At 62.8% G+C, this 17,160-nt stretch carries 10 protein-coding genes and 1 pseudogene; all 11 read right to left on the bottom strand.

The features are described 5' to 3' along the window. Positions 1–127: 127 nt before the first annotated feature. On the bottom strand, positions 128–283 hold the full coding sequence (locus JLK41_RS11775; protein ID WP_210391065.1) for a hypothetical protein: 156 nt from the start codon (positions 281–283) through the stop codon (positions 128–130). Between the two features lie 14 nt (positions 284–297). After that, complete coding sequence (locus JLK41_RS11770) at positions 298–1,014, bottom strand: hypothetical protein (RefSeq protein ID WP_210391064.1); 717 nt, start codon at positions 1,012–1,014, stop codon at positions 298–300. Positions 1,015–1,025: 11 nt separating this feature from the next. Next, positions 1,026–2,276: a glycosyltransferase family 4 protein gene (locus JLK41_RS11765; RefSeq protein ID WP_210391063.1), complete on the bottom strand. Its 1,251-nt coding sequence runs from the start codon at positions 2,274–2,276 to the stop codon at positions 1,026–1,028. Continuing rightward, positions 2,273–3,466: a glycosyltransferase family protein gene (locus JLK41_RS11760; protein WP_210391062.1), complete on the bottom strand. Its 1,194-nt coding sequence runs from the start codon at positions 3,464–3,466 to the stop codon at positions 2,273–2,275. Before JLK41_RS11760 ends, JLK41_RS11765 begins: the two co-directional genes overlap by 4 nt. A 32-nt stretch (positions 3,467–3,498) precedes the next feature. Then, positions 3,499–4,913 (bottom strand): annotated as a pseudogene (locus tag JLK41_RS11755) (HlyD family type I secretion periplasmic adaptor subunit). Then, on the bottom strand, positions 4,910–7,066 hold the full coding sequence (locus tag JLK41_RS11750) for a type I secretion system permease/ATPase (RefSeq protein ID WP_210391061.1): 2,157 nt from the start codon (positions 7,064–7,066) through the stop codon (positions 4,910–4,912). Before JLK41_RS11750 ends, JLK41_RS11755 begins: the two are co-directional and overlap by 4 nt. Positions 7,067–7,262: 196 nt before the next feature. Next, positions 7,263–8,783, bottom strand: a complete 1,521-nt coding sequence (locus JLK41_RS11745; protein WP_244976496.1) for an efflux transporter outer membrane subunit — start codon at positions 8,781–8,783, stop codon at positions 7,263–7,265. Continuing rightward, on the bottom strand, positions 8,780–11,884 hold the full coding sequence (locus JLK41_RS11740; RefSeq protein WP_210391060.1) for a multidrug efflux RND transporter permease subunit: 3,105 nt from the start codon (positions 11,882–11,884) through the stop codon (positions 8,780–8,782). Before JLK41_RS11740 ends, JLK41_RS11745 begins: the two co-directional genes overlap by 4 nt. A gap of 133 nt (positions 11,885–12,017) precedes the next feature. Then, positions 12,018–15,110, bottom strand: coding sequence for an MdtB/MuxB family multidrug efflux RND transporter permease subunit (locus tag JLK41_RS11735; RefSeq protein ID WP_210391059.1), 3,093 nt, complete (start codon positions 15,108–15,110; stop codon positions 12,018–12,020). Next, positions 15,107–16,336 carry an MdtA/MuxA family multidrug efflux RND transporter periplasmic adaptor subunit gene (locus tag JLK41_RS11730; protein ID WP_037052075.1) on the bottom strand — a complete coding sequence of 410 codons (1,230 nt, stop codon included), beginning with the start codon at positions 16,334–16,336 and terminating at the stop codon, positions 15,107–15,109. The genes JLK41_RS11735 and JLK41_RS11730 overlap by 4 nt, the downstream gene beginning before the upstream one ends. 212 nt (positions 16,337–16,548) lie before the next feature. After that, a complete protein-coding gene (gene tpx, locus JLK41_RS11725; RefSeq protein ID WP_037052072.1) occupies positions 16,549–17,049 on the bottom strand; it encodes a thiol peroxidase in 501 nt (166 codons plus the stop codon). Between the last annotated feature and the right edge of the window lie 111 nt (positions 17,050–17,160).

The raw sequence follows: 17,160 nt of genomic DNA, 5'->3' as shown, positions 1-17,160 counted from the left end.
CGCACACCAAGGCCACCTTCGTCGTCCACGCTTCTTCGCCCACTTCCCAACCAGAACTATCACACCAACGGAAAGTGCCAAATACAAAGCAATACACGCCAACAAGATGAGCCCTATCATTCCATGTTCACTCCTGTAACCGATCTAGAAAAAAGGGGACAGATTTATTTTCTAGACTCAAAACAGACCCAAATAGACCAAAAAATAAATCCACCCCCTTTTCCTTATCACCGTCATCAAGCTTTTTTGTCAAGCTGGCAATATTTTCTGATGAAAGAGCCATAACAACTTCCTTAGTCAATTACAAACAAAGCCATCAATTAACTCGCGAACCCGAGAGTCAATATCATCTATAGAATCAAGCAGTTCTTCTTCGAAGGTAACTTCATAATTAATCGAGGCATTATAATAATTGTCAAGCTGGCACCTGGCGCCAGAGTTACAGCCTATAACATAGGAATAATCATTAGTCCCCGACGGAACCAAGTAATACTTAAACATTGCAGCGCGCGGACGATCTGATGTCAGCCTTGTATATCTACCGACCTGCTCTTGCTGTGCGCCGCTCAAGTTATTCTGCCACTGCTCACTAGCTGACTTCTTGCCGTCCTTCAAATAACCAATTTTCACACCAATTTTTCTTTTCTCTATCTCATCGACCTCCCTCTTTGATATTTTTTTACGAATCTTATAAAAGTCAATTCTGTCCAGGTATACGTTCCATGGCTCAAGACCATCTGCTTCCGCAGCAAGAGAAAGCCCGATGCCCGAGTCAGGATAAAATGAATTAGAAAATACAAAATATGATTTCGCAACACAAAACTCTTTATCACCCACGGACAGCTTATACTCGTGCATACTTGTCGAGTGATTAAAGACCAGCCCTCCACCATAAAAAGAGATCACAATCCGATCCCCATAGAAGACTACTAAGCTCGCCATTAAGGCCAAAAAAGCCAGTATCGACAGCCTATTTTCCTGCGAGTTGTCACTATCATCAGCTTTTTCCGACATCCCTTCATATCTCAATATAAAATAATTCCGCTGTTTGATACTTCTAAAGAATTGTCCCTCCGAATGCTCGACAGAATTATGCTGGTATAGTCTCTTTGGCCAACCTCGATGGAGTAATCTCGGGCTTTGCACCGTGCCATATGGCGTAACTGCTGATTTTTTTGCGGGAGGGCCAATGCTTCTAGCAATCGCTCGCTCATTGCTCCGATATCGAAGAAATCCACTAACCAGCCGTTGACCCCATCTTGGATGACTTCCCGCACTGGAGCCGTATCGGAAGCAATCACCTGGCAGCCGCAGGCCAACGCCTCCAGCAGCGACCAGGACAAAACGAAGGGATAAGTCAGATAGACGTGTACTGCCGATACCTGCAGTACCTTCTTGTAGGTGGCGTAAGACACTTTTCCAAGAAAATGCACTCGACTCAAATCCACCTGATTCTCGCGCAATAACTTGGTACGCCAATTAGGGGCATCCTTGGGTTTACTGCCGTAGCTCACGTCATCACCACCAACGACCACCACCTGACAAGTCGGGTGTTCCTTGAGGATTTTCGGCAGCGCGCGCATAAAGCAGTGAAAGCCCCGATACGGCTCCAGATTGCGCGCCACATAGGTCACCACCGGGTCGCCGGCCTTCAGTTGCTGACCATTGGGTAGCCTAAGTACTGCATCGGGATCAGGGCCGAGATTGGCTGTATCGATGCCTTCATGAATGACCTTGATCTTGTCCTGGTAAGCGGCAGGATGCAGGCTGTGTTGCCAGTGGGTCGGGGTAATGGCGGCGGCGCAGTTCTCCAGGTTGAGCAGGTGCAGTGCGTTGCGACTGTGGATGCTAGCGGCACCATTCAGCGTCAGCGGAAACTCGGGATCGAAGCCTGCATCCGCTCCATCGGTGCGGTAGTAGTACTCGCAGAAATGGATCAGCTTGCTATCTGGAAAAGCTTGCTTGGCATAGAGGGTTTCACCCCAGCCGGGGTGAGCGACGATCACATCCGGGCGGTAGCCCTTGGCCTTGATGTCGAGCAGCAGGCGTAGTACCTGCTGGCCATGCAGTACACCTTCTTCGAAGGTGCGTGCATAAGGGTGGGTTTCCTTGCTGGCAGGGCGGTGTGGGCGGTAGCGATACAGGCGTATTCCTGCCAGGCCCGGCGCGTGTTCGCGACCAATCGCGCATACATTGACGTCAGGTTGCCGGGCCAGGTGTGCAGCAATATGGCGAAACTGACCAGGAAAGTTCTGGTGGATGAACAGGATATTCAATTGACCACCTGCAGCTTATCGGTTTCATTGGCAGCTTCGAGTAAGGCCACAAGTCGTGTCATGACCTGCTGGCCCGTTGGCTGACCGCTGGAGAATTGCCGTGCTCTCTCGTAGCAACTATCGAGTTGTTTGATGTCGAACCCGAAGACTTTTGATTCGGCAGGCCTGAACGGCATCAACCCCAGCTGTTGCCCTACCGCTGCAAGAGCGGTTCTGAACTGTTCTACATGAGTAGGGATCAGTAACAGTGGTTTGCCCGCCCGCAGACTATGCGTCACGGTTCCAATGCCTCCGTGAGATAGTGTGAAGTCACACGCCTCAAGTATCGAATCAAGCGCCAGTGGTTCCAAGCTCAGGTTGACCCTGCCTGTCTGCCGCAATCGCTCCATCAACTCTTTAGGCCAAAGCGGTAGATAGGCCATCACGCGAAAGCCATTCGCGACACACCACTCAAGGGCTGGAAGTGATTCTGTGCAGTTGGGTTTAAGGTAGGCGAATACCTTTTTCCCACTACCTTCCGGCCACGCCAGACAGTTCCCATGTCTGGGCGACTGTAGCGGCCCTAGGTGCCGCTCGGGCGAGTGATAGCCAAAGTGGTTGAGTTCAGGCCAGGTCAACCAGTACGTTTCATGATCGAACAAGGCGGAGAAGCAGCTCAGAGGTTTTAAGCTAAGCCGGTTCAAGGCCTGATTAACGTATTCAAGTACACGGGCTTCCCTCTCCAGTAGCTGTGCAGCGTCCAACGAGCGCCATTGCCGCAAAGGTGGAAAAGGCTTAGAAATAGGCGGGCAAAAGAAGCCGTTATCGAGAGAAACCACGCGTAAATCTAATGAGCGGGCCGCCAGCCCTGCCGTGGGAGATGCCTCGATCAGGACACGATCAGGTTTCAATAGCTGTAGCAGTGAGCGCCACGCCTGGATGAGCCCAGTCAGGCTTGAGATGCTGTTAAACCCTTGCGCTCTCAGGATATCCGCATGGTTGAGTGGGAGTTCTCTTGGACGGGGGGCCGTTGACAGCGGTGCTTGATACCAAGCAATACCTAATGGATACAAGTAGCTAAAGGCATGTCTCGTGTCCTTGATGATGGCGGTTACCCTATGGCCGTGAGCTTGCAAAGCCTGCCCAATGCTGGCCAATTGGGTTATGTGCCCGAGATCCGCTCCAATTTCCCAGCAGTACACGAAATGCATCACCCCACTCCTTGGCGGTTGCACGCAATGTTTCAACGCTCAGCCAAACTCTCGTCCACGTATTGCTGCAACGGGCTGAGGAAGTAATCGATCACCTTGCGCTTGTCGGTCTTCACCTCTGCCCTGATCGACATCCCGGGCGACAACGCTACCTGTTGGTCGCCCACCACAATGCTGTTCTCCTTAAGCTGTATGCGCGTGCTGTACACCAGTCCCAGACGCTCATCCTCGATGGCGTCGTCGGAGATGCTCACGACCGTGCCGTGCACCACGCCGTACTTGGTGAAGGTGAAGGTGTCGACCTTGACCTCCACCTCCTGGCCCGGGCGCACGAAGCCGATGTCCTTGTTCTCCAGCATGGCCTCGACTTCCACCGGCTGATTGCTGGGCACGATGACCATCAGTGGCTGAGCTTCGGTCACCACGCCGCCGGCGGTGTGGATCGCCAGTTGCTGGACGGTGCCGTCCACCGGTGCGGTGAGGTGCATCAGGCGGTTGCGTTGCTCGGCCTTGCTCAGTTCCTGTTGCAGGCCAGCGGCGCGCTGTTCGGATTCATGCAGGAGGTCGAGCATCGCCCGGCGGGTCTGCGCCAGTACGCTCTGGCGGCGGCTCTCGGCCTGTTGTTTGGCCGCCTGCAGCTCCAGCACGCGCGCCTGTTGCACGGCCAGCTCGCGCTCCTGATCCAGGCGCTGCTGTTCCTTTTCCAGGTAGGCGTGCTTGGCGACATAGGCCTTGTCGAGCAGGCGCTTGTAGTCCGCTGCCAGTTGTCGGGCGATGGGCAAGGACTCCTGCAGCTTGGCCACCCAGGCGCGGGCGGCCTGGATCTCCGCCGTGCGCTGGGCGATCTCGGCATCGCTTTGCTGCAGGGTGCTCTGCAGTTCCAGGTACTGGCCCCGCAGCCAGGTCTGTGCCGAGCGCTGCAGGGCTTCGCTGGCTTGCGCGATACGGCTGGCCAGGGAGGCGGGCTCTCGGCCTTCCTCGATGGCATCAAGCAGGGCACCGGCCCGGGCGCTGTCGACCTGGGCCGCCAGCAGGTCGCTCTTCAAGCGCTGGACGTCAGCACCGGTGATCTGGGTGTCCAGCTCGACCAGCAGCTCGCCTGCCTTCACGCGCTGCCCGTCGTAAACCTGGATGGCCTTGACTACCGCCACTTCGCTGGGCTGGATGACCTTGCTCTTGCCGCTGGGCACGATCTTGCCGGTGGCGGTGGCGACCACGTCGATCTCACCGATGCAGGCCCAGAGCAGCGCAACCACGGCGAACGCGATGATCGTCCACTGAATGATCCGTGGTGCGGGTGAACGGGCGCCTCCTGCAGCGCCAGGGCGGCGGGCAGAAAGTGCACTTCGTGATTGAGCCGTGGCGGTGCATCCATCGCCTGGCGGTTACGCCAGGAGTGGCGCCAAGCCTGGCGGTAGCGGTTGATCAGCTCGCGCTTGGCACTCATGCGGCACCGCCTTGCTGCAGGCGGTGCAGACGCGAATAGTGGCCGGCCTGGTGGGTGAGCAGTTCGGCATGGCTGCCCTGCTCGACGATCTGCCCGCGATCCATCACCAGGATGCGGTTGGCGTCGCGCACCGCACTCAGGCGGTGAGCGATGATGATCACCGTGCGGCCCTTGCAGATGGCCTGCATGTTCTGCTGGATGATGCGTTCGGACTCGTAGTCCAGGGCGCTGGTGGCCTCGTCGAAGATCAGGATGCGCGGGTTGCCCATCAGTGCGCGGGCGATGGCGATACGTTGGCGTTGCCCCCCGGACAGCGAGGCACCGTGTTCACCGACCACGGTGTCGTAGCCCTCCGACAGCTCCAGGATGAACTCATGGGCGCCGGCCATCTTCGCCGCCTGCATCACCTGCTCGATCGGCGCACCGGGGTCGGTCAGCGCAATGTTCTCGCGGATGCTGCGGGCGAACAGCATGTTGTCCTGCAGCACCACGCCGATCTGTCGGCGCAGGGAAGAGACATCGGCCAGGGCCAGGTCCATGCCGTCGACCAGCACCCGGCCGCGTTCAGGCGTATAGAGGCGCTGCAGCAGGCGAGTCAGGGTGCTCTTGCCCGAGCCGGAGCGACCGACCACGCCGATCACGTCGCCAGCCTGAATGTGCAAGCTGATGCCGCGCAGAATCTCCGAGCCATCCGGGCGGTAGCGGAAGTGCACCTGATCGAACTCGATCTGCCCTTTCAGCGGTGGCAGCGCGCTACGGGTGGCCTGGGACAGCTCGGTGCGGGTATTGAGGATGTCCCCCAGGCGCTGCACCGAGACGCCGGTCTGCTGGAAGTTGGTCCACAGCTGGGCCAGGCGCATGATCGGCTGTGAGACCCGCCCGGCCAGCATGTTGAAAGCGATCAACTGGCCGACCGTCAGGTCGCCCTCGATCACCAGGCGCGCGCCCAGCCAGAGGGTGGCCACGGTGACCAGCTTGCCGATGAAACCAACACTTTCATTGGCCAGCATGGAAAGGTTCTGCGTCTTGAAACTCGCAGCTACGTAGCCCGCGAGCTGGTTGTCCCACTTGCGGTTGATCTGCGGTTCCACCGCCATGGCCTTGAGGGTATCGATGCCGTTGACCGTCTCCACCAGAAAGGCCTGGTTCTCCGCGCCCCGGGAGAAACTCTCGTTGAGGCGCGCGCGCAGGACCGGGGTGATCAGCAGAGACACCAGGAAATACAGCGGCAGCGACAGAATCACCACCAGCGTCAGCCAGCCGCTGTAGTAGAACATCACCGCGATGAACACCACGGAGAACAGCACGTCGAGGATCAGCGTGATGGCATTGCCGGTGAGAAAGCTGCGGATGTTCTCCAGTTCACGCACCCGCGCCACCGAATCCCCCACCCGACGGGCCTGGAAATACGCCAGCGGCAGGGTCACCAGATGGCGGAACAGCTTCGACCCCAGCTCCACGTCGATGCGGCTCGCGGTATGCGCGAACACATAGCTGCGCAAGCCCGACAGCAGAGTCTCGAAGATCATGATGCCGAGCAGGCCGATGGCGATCACATCCAGGGTCGACAGGCCACGGTGCACCAGCACCTTGTCCATCACCACCTGAAAGAACAGCGGCGTGAGCAGCGCGAAGATCTGCAGCACGAACGACACCAGCAGCACTTCGCCCAGCAGTTTGCGGTACTTGACGATGGCGGGAATGAACCAGGTGAAGTCGAAACGCGACAGCTCGCCCGCCAGTGAGGCTTCGGAGCGAATCAGGACCAGCTCGCCCGCCCAGCGCGCCTGCAACTGTTCGAACGAAAGGACCTCGGGGCGCTGCGCCTGCGGGTCGTGAATCAGAACCTGGCTCTTGCCTTCATCGATACGGGCGATGATGAAGAAGCGGCCATCCTGATCAGCCGCGATTGCAGGCAACGGGACATGCGGCAGGCGCTCGATGGAACTGCGTGCGGACTTGGCCTTGAGGCCGAGCTTCTTCGCCGCCAGCAGCAACTCGGCACGACCAAAAGCACGGCCATCTTCGGCGAATTCATGAGCGAGTTGCTCCGGGGAGGCCGCTACATTGTGGAAGCGTGCCAGCATGACCAGGCAGGCGAGCCCTGAGTCCAGCTCGCTGTCAGCTTTGGAATTCGAATCGTCACTGGCCATTGTTTCATCCTTGAAACGGCTGTAGGCATGACCAGCGTCTGCATGGTCAGATCTCCAGATACAACAGGACCTGGCATGTCGTCAATCCTGTAACCTAAAAACGTGACACAGATGACCCAAACAAATTATCTGGGCAGGTCGGCAGAACGCTGATCCAGCACCGCTCCCTGCCTACATGCGAAGCATGGGACATGACCTAACGCAGCGCCTCTCCGCGGGAGCTGATGGGCGCAGGACTGTCTAGCTGCTCGACCTGCCAGCCGCCGCCCAGTGCCGCGATCAGTTGCACGCTGGCCAGCAGGCGATTGCCCAGTAGCGTCAGGTTCGAGCGTTCGTTGCTCAATGCCGTCGCCTGCACGGTGACCACGCTGTTGTAGTCCACCGTACCGGCACGGTACTGGTTCTCGATCAGGCGCAGCGCTTCACGCGCGGCATCCAGCGCTTCCTGCTGCACCCCGCTCTCCTGCTCCAGCACGCGCAACTGCACCAGGTAGTCCTCCACTTCGCGGAAGCTATCCAGCACGGCCTGGCGGTACTCGGCCACGGTCTGGTCGTAGGCGGCCTCGCTGCGTTCCAGTTCGGCCCGCCGTGCGCCGCCGTCGAACAGGGTCAGTGCCAGCTGTGGGCCAAGCGACCAGAAGCGGTTGGGCACCTCGATCCAGTCGGCGAAGCTGCTACTGCGATAACCGCCCGTGGCGGAGAGGCTCAGATCGGGAAACCAGGCTGCTTCGGCCACGCCGATCTGCGCGTTGGCGGCCATCACCCGGCGCTCGGCGGCCGCCACGTCCGGACGCCGCTCCAGCAGTTGCGAGGGCAGCGCCAGCGGTATCGCCGGCAAGGCCGGCAGGCTTTCGCGCGGCGCGATCGACAACTGCGCCGGGCTGACACCCACCAGTACGGCGATCGCATGCTCCAGCTGCGCGCGTTGCCATTGCAGGTCGATGGCCTGGGCCTGGGTACTCTTGAGCTGGGTGGTGGCCTGGCTCACGTCGGATTTCGGCACGATGCCGGCGCGGTACTGGTTCTCGGTCAGACGCAACGAGCGTGCATAGGCGGCGACCGTGGCATCGAGCAGGCGCGACTGCTCGTCGAGCACCCGCAGTTGCAGGTAGTTCTGCACCAGCTCGCTCTGCAGGCTCAGGCGCGCGGCGGCGAGATCCGCGGCACTGGCCTCGAACTCGGCACGACTGGCCTCCAGGCCACGGCGCAGCTTGCCCCAGACATCCAGCTCCCACGCCGCGCTGAGGCTCAGGTCATAGCTCTTGCTGATGCCCGATGCGCTGGTGCTGCTGTTCGTCCCCGAGGCGCCCTGCCCCGAACGCGTGACCCCGGCGCTACCGGACAGTGTCGGGTAGAAGCTGGCCCGGGCGCCGCGCACCAGTGCGCGCGCCTGGCGGTACTGAGCTTCGGCTGCCGCCAGGTTCTGGTTGGACAGCTGCAGGCGCTCGACCAGCGCGTTCAGCTCGGCATCGCCGTACAGGGCCCACCAGTTGCCGCGCGCCAGGGCATCGGCCGGGGCCGCCGAGGTCCAGCCCTCGACCTGCTTGAACTGTACCGGCGTGGTCAGTTCGGGGCGCTGATAGTCCGGGCCGAGGGCGCAGCCCGCCAGCAGCCCGAGCAGCCCGAGCAGCAGGATCAGGCTGCAGGAACGCGGCAGGCGCCCGGCCCGGAGCGCACGAGCAGGAGGAAAAACATCTGGGAACTGGACGGGTTTCATAGCGGATTATCCAACGAAGCATCGGTACGCACGCCGCGCCAGCGATTGACGCGATGGCGCAGGCGGTCGAAATAGAGGTAAACCACCGGGGTGGTGTAGAGCGTCAGCAACTGGCTGAGAACCAGGCCGCCGACGATGGTGATGCCCAGCGGCTGGCGCATCTCCGAGCCTTCGGCGCTGCCGAGCACCAGGGGCAAGGCACCGAGAATGGCGGCGAGCGTGGTCATCAGGATCGGCCTGAAGCGCAGCAGGCAGGCCTGGCGGATAGATTCCTGCGGGCCGAGCCGTTCGCCGCGCTCGAGCTGCAGCGCCAGGTCGACCATCAGAATGGCATTCTTCTTGACGATACCGATCAGCAGGAACAGCCCCAGCAGGGAGATCAGGCTGAATTCCATGCCCACCAGCTGCAACGCCAGCAAGGCCCCGACACCGGCCGAAGGCAGCGTGGAGAGGATGGTCAGCGGATGCACGTAGCTCTCGTAGAGCACGCCGAGGACGATGTACACCACCACCAGCGCCAGCAGGATCATCAACGGCTGGTTGCCCTGGGTCTGCTGGAAGGCGGCGCCCGTACCACCCATGGTGCCCTGCACCTCGGTGGGCAGGCCGAGCCGCGCCACCGCATCGTCGATCGCCCGGCTGGCCTGGTCCAGGCTCACGCCTTCGCTCAGGGCGAAACCGATGTTCTCGGAGGCGAACTGGCCCTGGTGGTTGACCCGGTCTTCCTCCAGGCTGCGTTCCCAGCGGGCGAAGGTGGACAATGGCACGCGCGCGCCGTCGGCGGTGATTAGCTGGATCTGATCCAGCGCCTCGGGGTACTGCGCATAGCGCGGGTCGATTTCCATGACCACGCTGTACTGGTTGAGCGCTTCGTAGATGGTCGACACCTGGCGCTGGCTGAATGCATTGTTGAGCACCGAGGTGATCATGACCATGTCCACGCCCAGGCGTTTCGCCGTCTCACGGTCGACCACCAGGCGTATCTGCTGCGCGCCGTCGTTCTCGCTGGCATCGATGTCGGTCAGCTCGGGCAGCGCCCGCAACGCATCGCGCACCTTGGGCAACCACTCGCGCAGCGCATCGAGGTCATCGGAGAGGAGCATGTATTCGGTCTCCGAACTGCGCCCTTCCCGCCCGCCGATTTGCAGGTCCTGATCCGACATGAGGAACATGCGGCCACCCGGCACCTTGGGCACTTCCCTGCGCAGACGGTTGATCACCTCCTGCGACGACAGCCCGCGTTCACCGATGGCCTTGAGCCGCACGATCATGAACGCATTGTTGATGCCACCGCTGCCGCCGATGAAGCCCGCCACGCTGTCCACCGCCGGGTCGGCCAATACGGCCTTGCGGAAGGCCTCCATCTTCGGCTGCATGACCTGGAACGACAGGCCGTCGTCGCCACGGATGAAACCGATCAGCTGGCCGGTGTCCTGCTGCGGCATGAAGGTCTTGGGAATGCTGACGAACAGGTAGACGTTGAGCGCGATGGTGGCGATGAAGCTCAGCAGCATCAGCAGCGAATGGTGCAGGGCCCAGTCCAGCGTACGCCCGTAGACGGCCAACACCCGGCTCTGCACGCGGTCGCCCCATTGCTGCAGGCGGCTGCGCGACTGTTCGTCCTCGGCCCTGAGCCAACGCGCGCAGAGCATCGGCGTCAGGGTCAGCGACACCAGCAGGGAGATCACCACCGCTACCGCGAGGGTGATGGAGAACTCGCGGAACAGGCGCTCGACGATGCCGCCCATGAACAGGATGGAAATGAACACCGCCACCAGCGACAGGTTCATCGACAGCAGGGTGAAACCGACCTCGCGCGTGCCCTTCAGGGCTGCCGCCATGGGTGTTTCGCCATCGTGGATGTGGCGGGCGATGTTCTCCAGCACCACGATGGCATCGTCCACCACCAGGCCGGTGGCGATGATCAGCGCCATCAGCGACAGGTTGTTGAGCGAGAACCCCAGCAGGTACATCGCGGCGAAACTGCCGATCAGCGAAACCGGTACCGCCAGGGCCGGGATCAGCGCCGCCCGCCAGCGCCCGAGAAACGCCAGCACCACCAGGATCACCAGGCCGACGGCGATCAGCAGGGTCTGCTCGGCTTCATGCAGGGTCGCGCGAATCACCGGCGAACGGTCCATCGCCACCTGCAGCTCGACACTGGCGGGGATCACCTCGCGCAACGCCGGCAGTTGCTCGCGGATATCGCTGATGGTCTGCAGGATGTTCGCCCCGCTCTGCCGGTTGATCACCAGCAGCACGGACTCGCGGTCATTGTAGAAGCCGCTGTTGTAACGGTCCTCGACGCCATCGGTCACCGTGGCCACGTCGCCGAGGCGCACGGCGGCACCATCCTGATAGCGAATGATCATCGGGATGTAGTCGGCGGCCTTGGCCAGCTGGTCGCTGGCCTGCACCTGCCAGCGACGCTGCTCGTCCTCCACCGCCCCCTTGGGACGCAGCGCGTTGCTGGAGGCGATGGTCTGGCGCACCTCGTCGAGGGCGATGCCGTAGTGATCGAGCAGGCGCGGCTCCAGCGACACGCGCACGGCAGGCAGGGAGCTGCCGCCGACCTGGACTTCACCCACGCCACCGACCTGCGCCAGCTTCTGCGCGAGGATGGTCGAGGCCACATCGTACAGCTGCCCCTTGTCGAGGTTCGGGCTGGTCAGCGAAAGCACCATGATCGGTGCCTGCGACGGGTTGATCTTGCGGTAGGTGGGCATGGTGCGCATGCCGCTGGGCAGCAGGTCACGGGCCGCGTTGATCGCTGCCTGTACTTCGCGGGCCGCGGTATTGATGTCCTTGTCCAGGTCGAACTGCACCATGATCCGCGTGCTGCCCTGGCTGCTGCGGCTGTTCATCTGGCTGATGCCGGAAATGCTGCCGAGCGAGCGTTCCAGCGGCGTGGCCACGGTGGAGGCCATGATCTGCGGGCTGGCGCCAGGCAGGCTGGCCTGCACGGTGATGGTCGGAAAGTCCATCTGCGGCAGCGGCGCCACCGGCAGCAGGCCGAAGCTGACGCCACCGAGCAGCATGATCGCCAGGCTCAGCAGCAAGGTCGCCACCGGGCGACGGATGAAGGGGGCAGAGAGATTCATGGGCACACGCTCTGCTCCCTCTCCCATTCATGGGAGAGGGCTGGGGAGAGGGTCACCAACGCGACGCGATACCCACCCTCTCCCCCGGCCCCTCTCCCGCAAGCGAGAGAGGGGAGGAAAAGCCCGGCACCGCTCATACCGACACCCCGGCGCCGCTGCGCCCGCTGACGCGGCGCGACAGCCGATCGAAGTACAGATAGATCACCGGCGTGGTGAACAGCGTCAGCACCTGGCTGAGCAGCAGGCCGCCGACCATCACCAGGCCCAGCGGCTGGCGCAGCTCGGCACCGGAGCCCGAGGCCAGCATCAGCGGAATGGCACCGAACAGCGCCGCCAGGGTGGTCATCAGGATCGGCCGGAAACGCAGCAGGGCCGCCTGGTAGATGGCGTCCTGCGGCGCCATGCCCTGATTGCGTTCGGCCTCCAGGGCGAAGTCGATCATCATGATCGCGTTCTTCTTGACGATGCCGATCAGCAGGATGATGCCGATGATCGCGATCAGCCCCAGGTCGTTGCCGGTGAGCAGCAGGGCCAGCAAGGCGCCGACCCCGGCCGACGGCAGCGTGGAGAGAATGGTGATCGGGTGGATGTAGCTCTCGTAGAGCACGCCGAGCACGATGTACATGGTGACGATGGCCGCCAGGATCAGCAGCAGGGTCGATGACAGCGACGCACGGAACGCCTCGGCCGCCCCCTGGAACTGGGTGTTGATACCGCCTGGCAGGCCGATGTCCTGCTCGACACGCTCGATCACCGCTACGGCTTCGCCGAGCGAAACGCCGGGCGCCAGGTTGAACGACAGGGTCACGGCGGGGAACTGACCGATGTGGTTGACCAGCAGGCTGGCCGGACGCTCCTCGATGTGCGCCAGGGACGACAGCGGCACCTGCAGGCCATCCGTGGTGGGCACATGGATCTGGCGCAGCGCGGCCAGGCCGATACGCCCGCCGTCACGGCTTTCCAGGACCACGCGGTACTGGCTGGCCTGGGTATAGATGGTGCTGATCTGGCGCTGGCCGAAGGCGTCGTACAGCGCATCGTCGATATCGCCGACGCTGATGCCGAGGCGCGCGGCGGCGTCGCGGTCGATATCCAGGTACACCTGCAGGCCACGGTTCTGCAGGTCGCTGGCGACGTCGGTCAGCGCTTCCTGTTCACGCAGCGCCTCGACCAGGCGCGGTGTCCAGGTTTCCAGCAGGTCGTTGTCCGGCGACTCCAGGGTGAACTGGAACTGGGTCCGGCTGATGCGATCCTCGATGGTCAGGTCCTGCACCGGCTGCATGTACAGCTCGATACCGGGGACCTTCGCCAGCTCCGGACGCAGCCGCTCGATCACCTCGCTGGCGGTGACATCGCGCTCGGCATGGGTCTTCAGGTTGATCAGCAGGCGCCCGCTGTTGAGCGTCGGGTTGTCGCCGTCCACGCCGATCGACGACGACAGGCTGGCCACCGCCGGATCACGCAGGATCACATCGGCCAGGCGCTGCTGGCGCTCGCTCATGGCAGTGAAGGACACCGACTGCGGCGCCTCGGAGATGCCCTGGATCACGCCGGTGTCCTGCACCGGGAAGAAGCCCTTGGGCACCGCCAGGTAGAGCAGCACGGTCAGGCCCAGGGTCGCCACGGCCACCAGCAGGGTCAGCGCCTGATGCCGCAGGACCCATGACAGGCCCACCCCGTAGCGCTCGATCATGGCATCGATGAAGCCGCCCGCCAGGTGGTAGAAGCGCCCTTCCTGCTCGGGCCGTTCCACCTTGAGCAGGCGCGCGCACATCATCGGCGTCAGGGTCAGCGACACCACCAGTGAGATCAGGATCGCCACCGCCAGGGTGATGGCGAACTCGCGGAACAGGCGGCCGACGACATCGGCCATGAACAGCAGCGGAATCAGCACGGCGATCAGCGACAGAGTCAGCGAGACCAGGGTGAAACCGATCTGCCGGGCCCCCTTGAGCGCGGCGTTCAGCGGCGTCTCGCCCTCCTCCAGATGGCGGGCGATGTTCTCCAGCATGACGATGGCATCGTCGACCACGAAACCGGTGGCGATGGTCAGCGCCATCAGCGTCAGGTTGTTGATGGTGAAACCGGCCAGGTACATCACCGCGAAGGTGCCGATCAGCGACAGCGGCACGACGATGGACGGGATGATGGTCGCCGACAGCTTACGCAGGAACAGGAAGGTCACCATCACCACCAGGGCGATGGCCAGCAGCAGTTCGTGCTGCACGTCGCGCACGGCGGCGCGGATGGTTTGCGTGCGGTCGGTGAGCACCTTGACCTCGACGCTCGCCGGCAGGCCTTCGGTGAGGTGTGGCAGCAGCGTCTGGATGCGGTCGACCACGTCGATCACGTTCGCGCCGGGCTGGCGCTGGACGTTGACCAGCACCGCCTGGTTGCGATTGGCCCAGGCCGCCAGGCGCTCGTTCTCGGCGCCATCGACGATCTCGGCGACGTCCTTCAGGCGTAGCGCGGCGCCGTCCTGGTAGGTGAGGATCAGCTCGCGGTACTCGTCCACCGATTTCAGCTGGTCGTTGGCATCGAGCTGCGAAACCCGCGTCGGCCCGTCGAAGTTGCCCTTGGGCTGGTTGACGTTGCTGGCGGTGATCAGCGTGCGCACGTCGGCCAGGCTCAGGCCATAGGCCGCCAGCGCCTCGGGATTGACCCGGATGCGCACCGCCGGACGTTGCCCGCCGGCCAGGGTCACCAGGCCCACGCCGCTGGTCTGCGCCAGTTTCTGCGCCAGGCGGGTATCGACCAGGTCATTGATCTGCGGCAGCGGCAGCGTGGTCGAACTGACCGCCAGGGTCAGCACCGGGGTATCGGCCGGGTTGACCTTGTTGTACACCGGAGGCGCCGGCAGGTCGCTGGGCAGCAGGTTGCTCGCCGCGTTGATCGCCGCCTGCACCTCCTGCTCCGCAACCGCCAGCGACACGTCCAGGTTGAAGCGCAGGGTGATCACCGAGGCGCCGCCGGAGCTGGTCGAGGACATCTGCTTGAGGCCGGCCATCTGCCCGAACTGGCGCTCCAGCGGCGCCGTCACGGCGCTGGTCATCACGTCCGGGCTGGCGCCTGGATAGAGGGTCAGCACGCGGATGGTCGGGTAGTCCACTTCCGGCAGGGCCGACACCGGCAACAGGCGATAGGCGATCAGGCCGCTGAGGAAGATCGCCACCATCAGCAGCGTGGTGGCGACCGGCCGCAGGATGAACGGGCGCGAGATGTTCATGCGTCGTTCCGCGCTGCGGCCTTGCCCGGTTTGCCCTTGCCTGCCGCGTCGCCGGCCTGCGTGGCGCTGGCGTCGATCACCTCGACCTGGCTGCCGTCGCGCAGGCGGTCGGTGCCCTCGAGCACCAGGCGCTCACCGGGCTGAACGCCTCCGGCCACCATGCTGCGCTCGGCATCGCTGGCGGCGATCGTCACCTGGCGCACGCTGACCTTGCTGTCGCTGTCGACCACGTAGACGAAGGTGCCCTGGGTACCGAACTGCACGGCAGCCGACGGAATGATGGTGGCGGCCTCGCGGGTTTCCACGCGCAGGCGCACGTTGACGAACTGGTTGGGGAACAGCATCTGCTCGGCGTTGGCGAAACGCGCCTTGAGCTTGACCGTGCCGGTGGCGGTGTCGATCTGGTTGTCCAGGCTCTCCAGCACGCCCTCGGCCAGGCGCAGGCGCTCACCGCGATCCCAGGCTTCGACGGCCAGGGTCGCGCCTTCGTTGCGGCGCTTGAGCACCGCCGGCAGATCCCCTTCGGGAATGGTGAAGATCACCGCGATCGGGTCGGCCTGGGTGATCACCACCAGCGGCGTGGTATCGCCGCTGCTGACCAGGTTGCCAAGGTCCAGCTGGCGCAACCCCAGGCGTCCAGCGATGGGCGCGCGGATCTGGGTGAAATCCAGGTTCAGCTTGGCCGTGGCCACGTCGGCCTGGTTGCTCTGCAGGCTGCCACGATACTGGTTGACCAGCGCCTGCTGGGTATCGAGGGTCTGCTTGGCGATGCTGTCTTCGGCGTAGAGTCCCTTGTAGCGCTGCAGGTCCAGTTCGGCATTCTTCAGTTGCGCCTGGTTTTCCTGCAACGCGCCTTGTGCCTGCTGCAGCGCCACCTGATAAGGACGCGGGTCGATCACTGCCAGCAGGTCGCCAGCCTTGACCTGCTGGCCCTCCTCGAACAGCACCTTGACCAGCTCGCCGTCGACGCGCGAACGCACGTTGACCGTGTTGTAAGAGGTCACCGTGCCGAGCGCCTTGAGTTCGATGGCGAAGTCACCCTGCACCACCGGCGCCACCCGCACCGGGACCGGGCCCGTGTCACCGAAGCGGCCCCGCCCCATCTGCTGCTTCTGTGGCTCGCTCGGCCAGAACCACCACAGCAGGACGAGCGACAAAGCGAGCAGTGCCAGGCCGATCAGCCACTGGCGAGAGGTATTCGAGGGGGATGGAGAAACGTTCGACATGGCAGGCGTGGGATCACTTTTTCTGGGAGTCGGCACGATAAGCACTCGCCCGCGTCAAGCAAAGCCCATTTACCGGCTATTTACGCTGCACTTACGTAACCAACTGTTTGCGTCCGGCCTTGGCCGGAGATTGGCCAGCAAGGCGGACGCCTTTTGCGGCAGCAACGAAAACGGCCTGCAGAGCAGGCCGTTTTCAGGTGACGCCTGGCGACTTACTTCAGCACGGCCAGGGCAGCGGCATAGTTCGGCTCGTCGGCGATCTCGCCAACCAGCTCGCTGTGCAGCACCTTGTCGTTCTCGTCGAGCACCACCACGGCGCGCGCGGCCAGGCCGGTCAGCGGGCCACTGGCGATGGCCACGCCGTAATCCTTGAGGAAGCCGGCACCGCGCAGGGTGGACAGGTTGACCACGCTTTCCAGGCCTTCCGCGCCACAGAAACGCGCCTGGGCGAACGGCAGGTCAGCGGAGATGCACAGCACCACGGTGTTGTTCAGCTGGCTGGCTTCGGCGTTGAAGGTGCGCACGGAGGTCGCACAGGTCGGCGTGTCGACACTCGGGAAGATGTTCAGCACCTTGCGTTTCCCGGCCAGGCTGGCCAGGGTGACGTCGCTCAGGTCGCCTGCGACCAGGCTGAAAGCCGGAGCCTGTTGGCCCGCTTGCGGCAGCTGGCCGTCGACCTGCACCGGGTTGCCTTTGAGAGTGACTTGCGCCATGGGAATTTTCCTTATCGTTCAGGGAGTTGAAGGGCGGATAGGTGACTTGGGCGGCACGCTGACGAGCGCCCTGTCGAATGGCAGGTCACGGCCCGACCATCCGTCCAGACT

Source organism: Ectopseudomonas khazarica, from assembly GCF_017915135.1.
Lineage (GTDB): Bacteria > Pseudomonadota > Gammaproteobacteria > Pseudomonadales > Pseudomonadaceae > Aquipseudomonas > Aquipseudomonas khazarica.
Note: the sequence above shows the minus strand (reverse complement) of the source record. Positions and strands in the feature narration are given on the sequence as shown.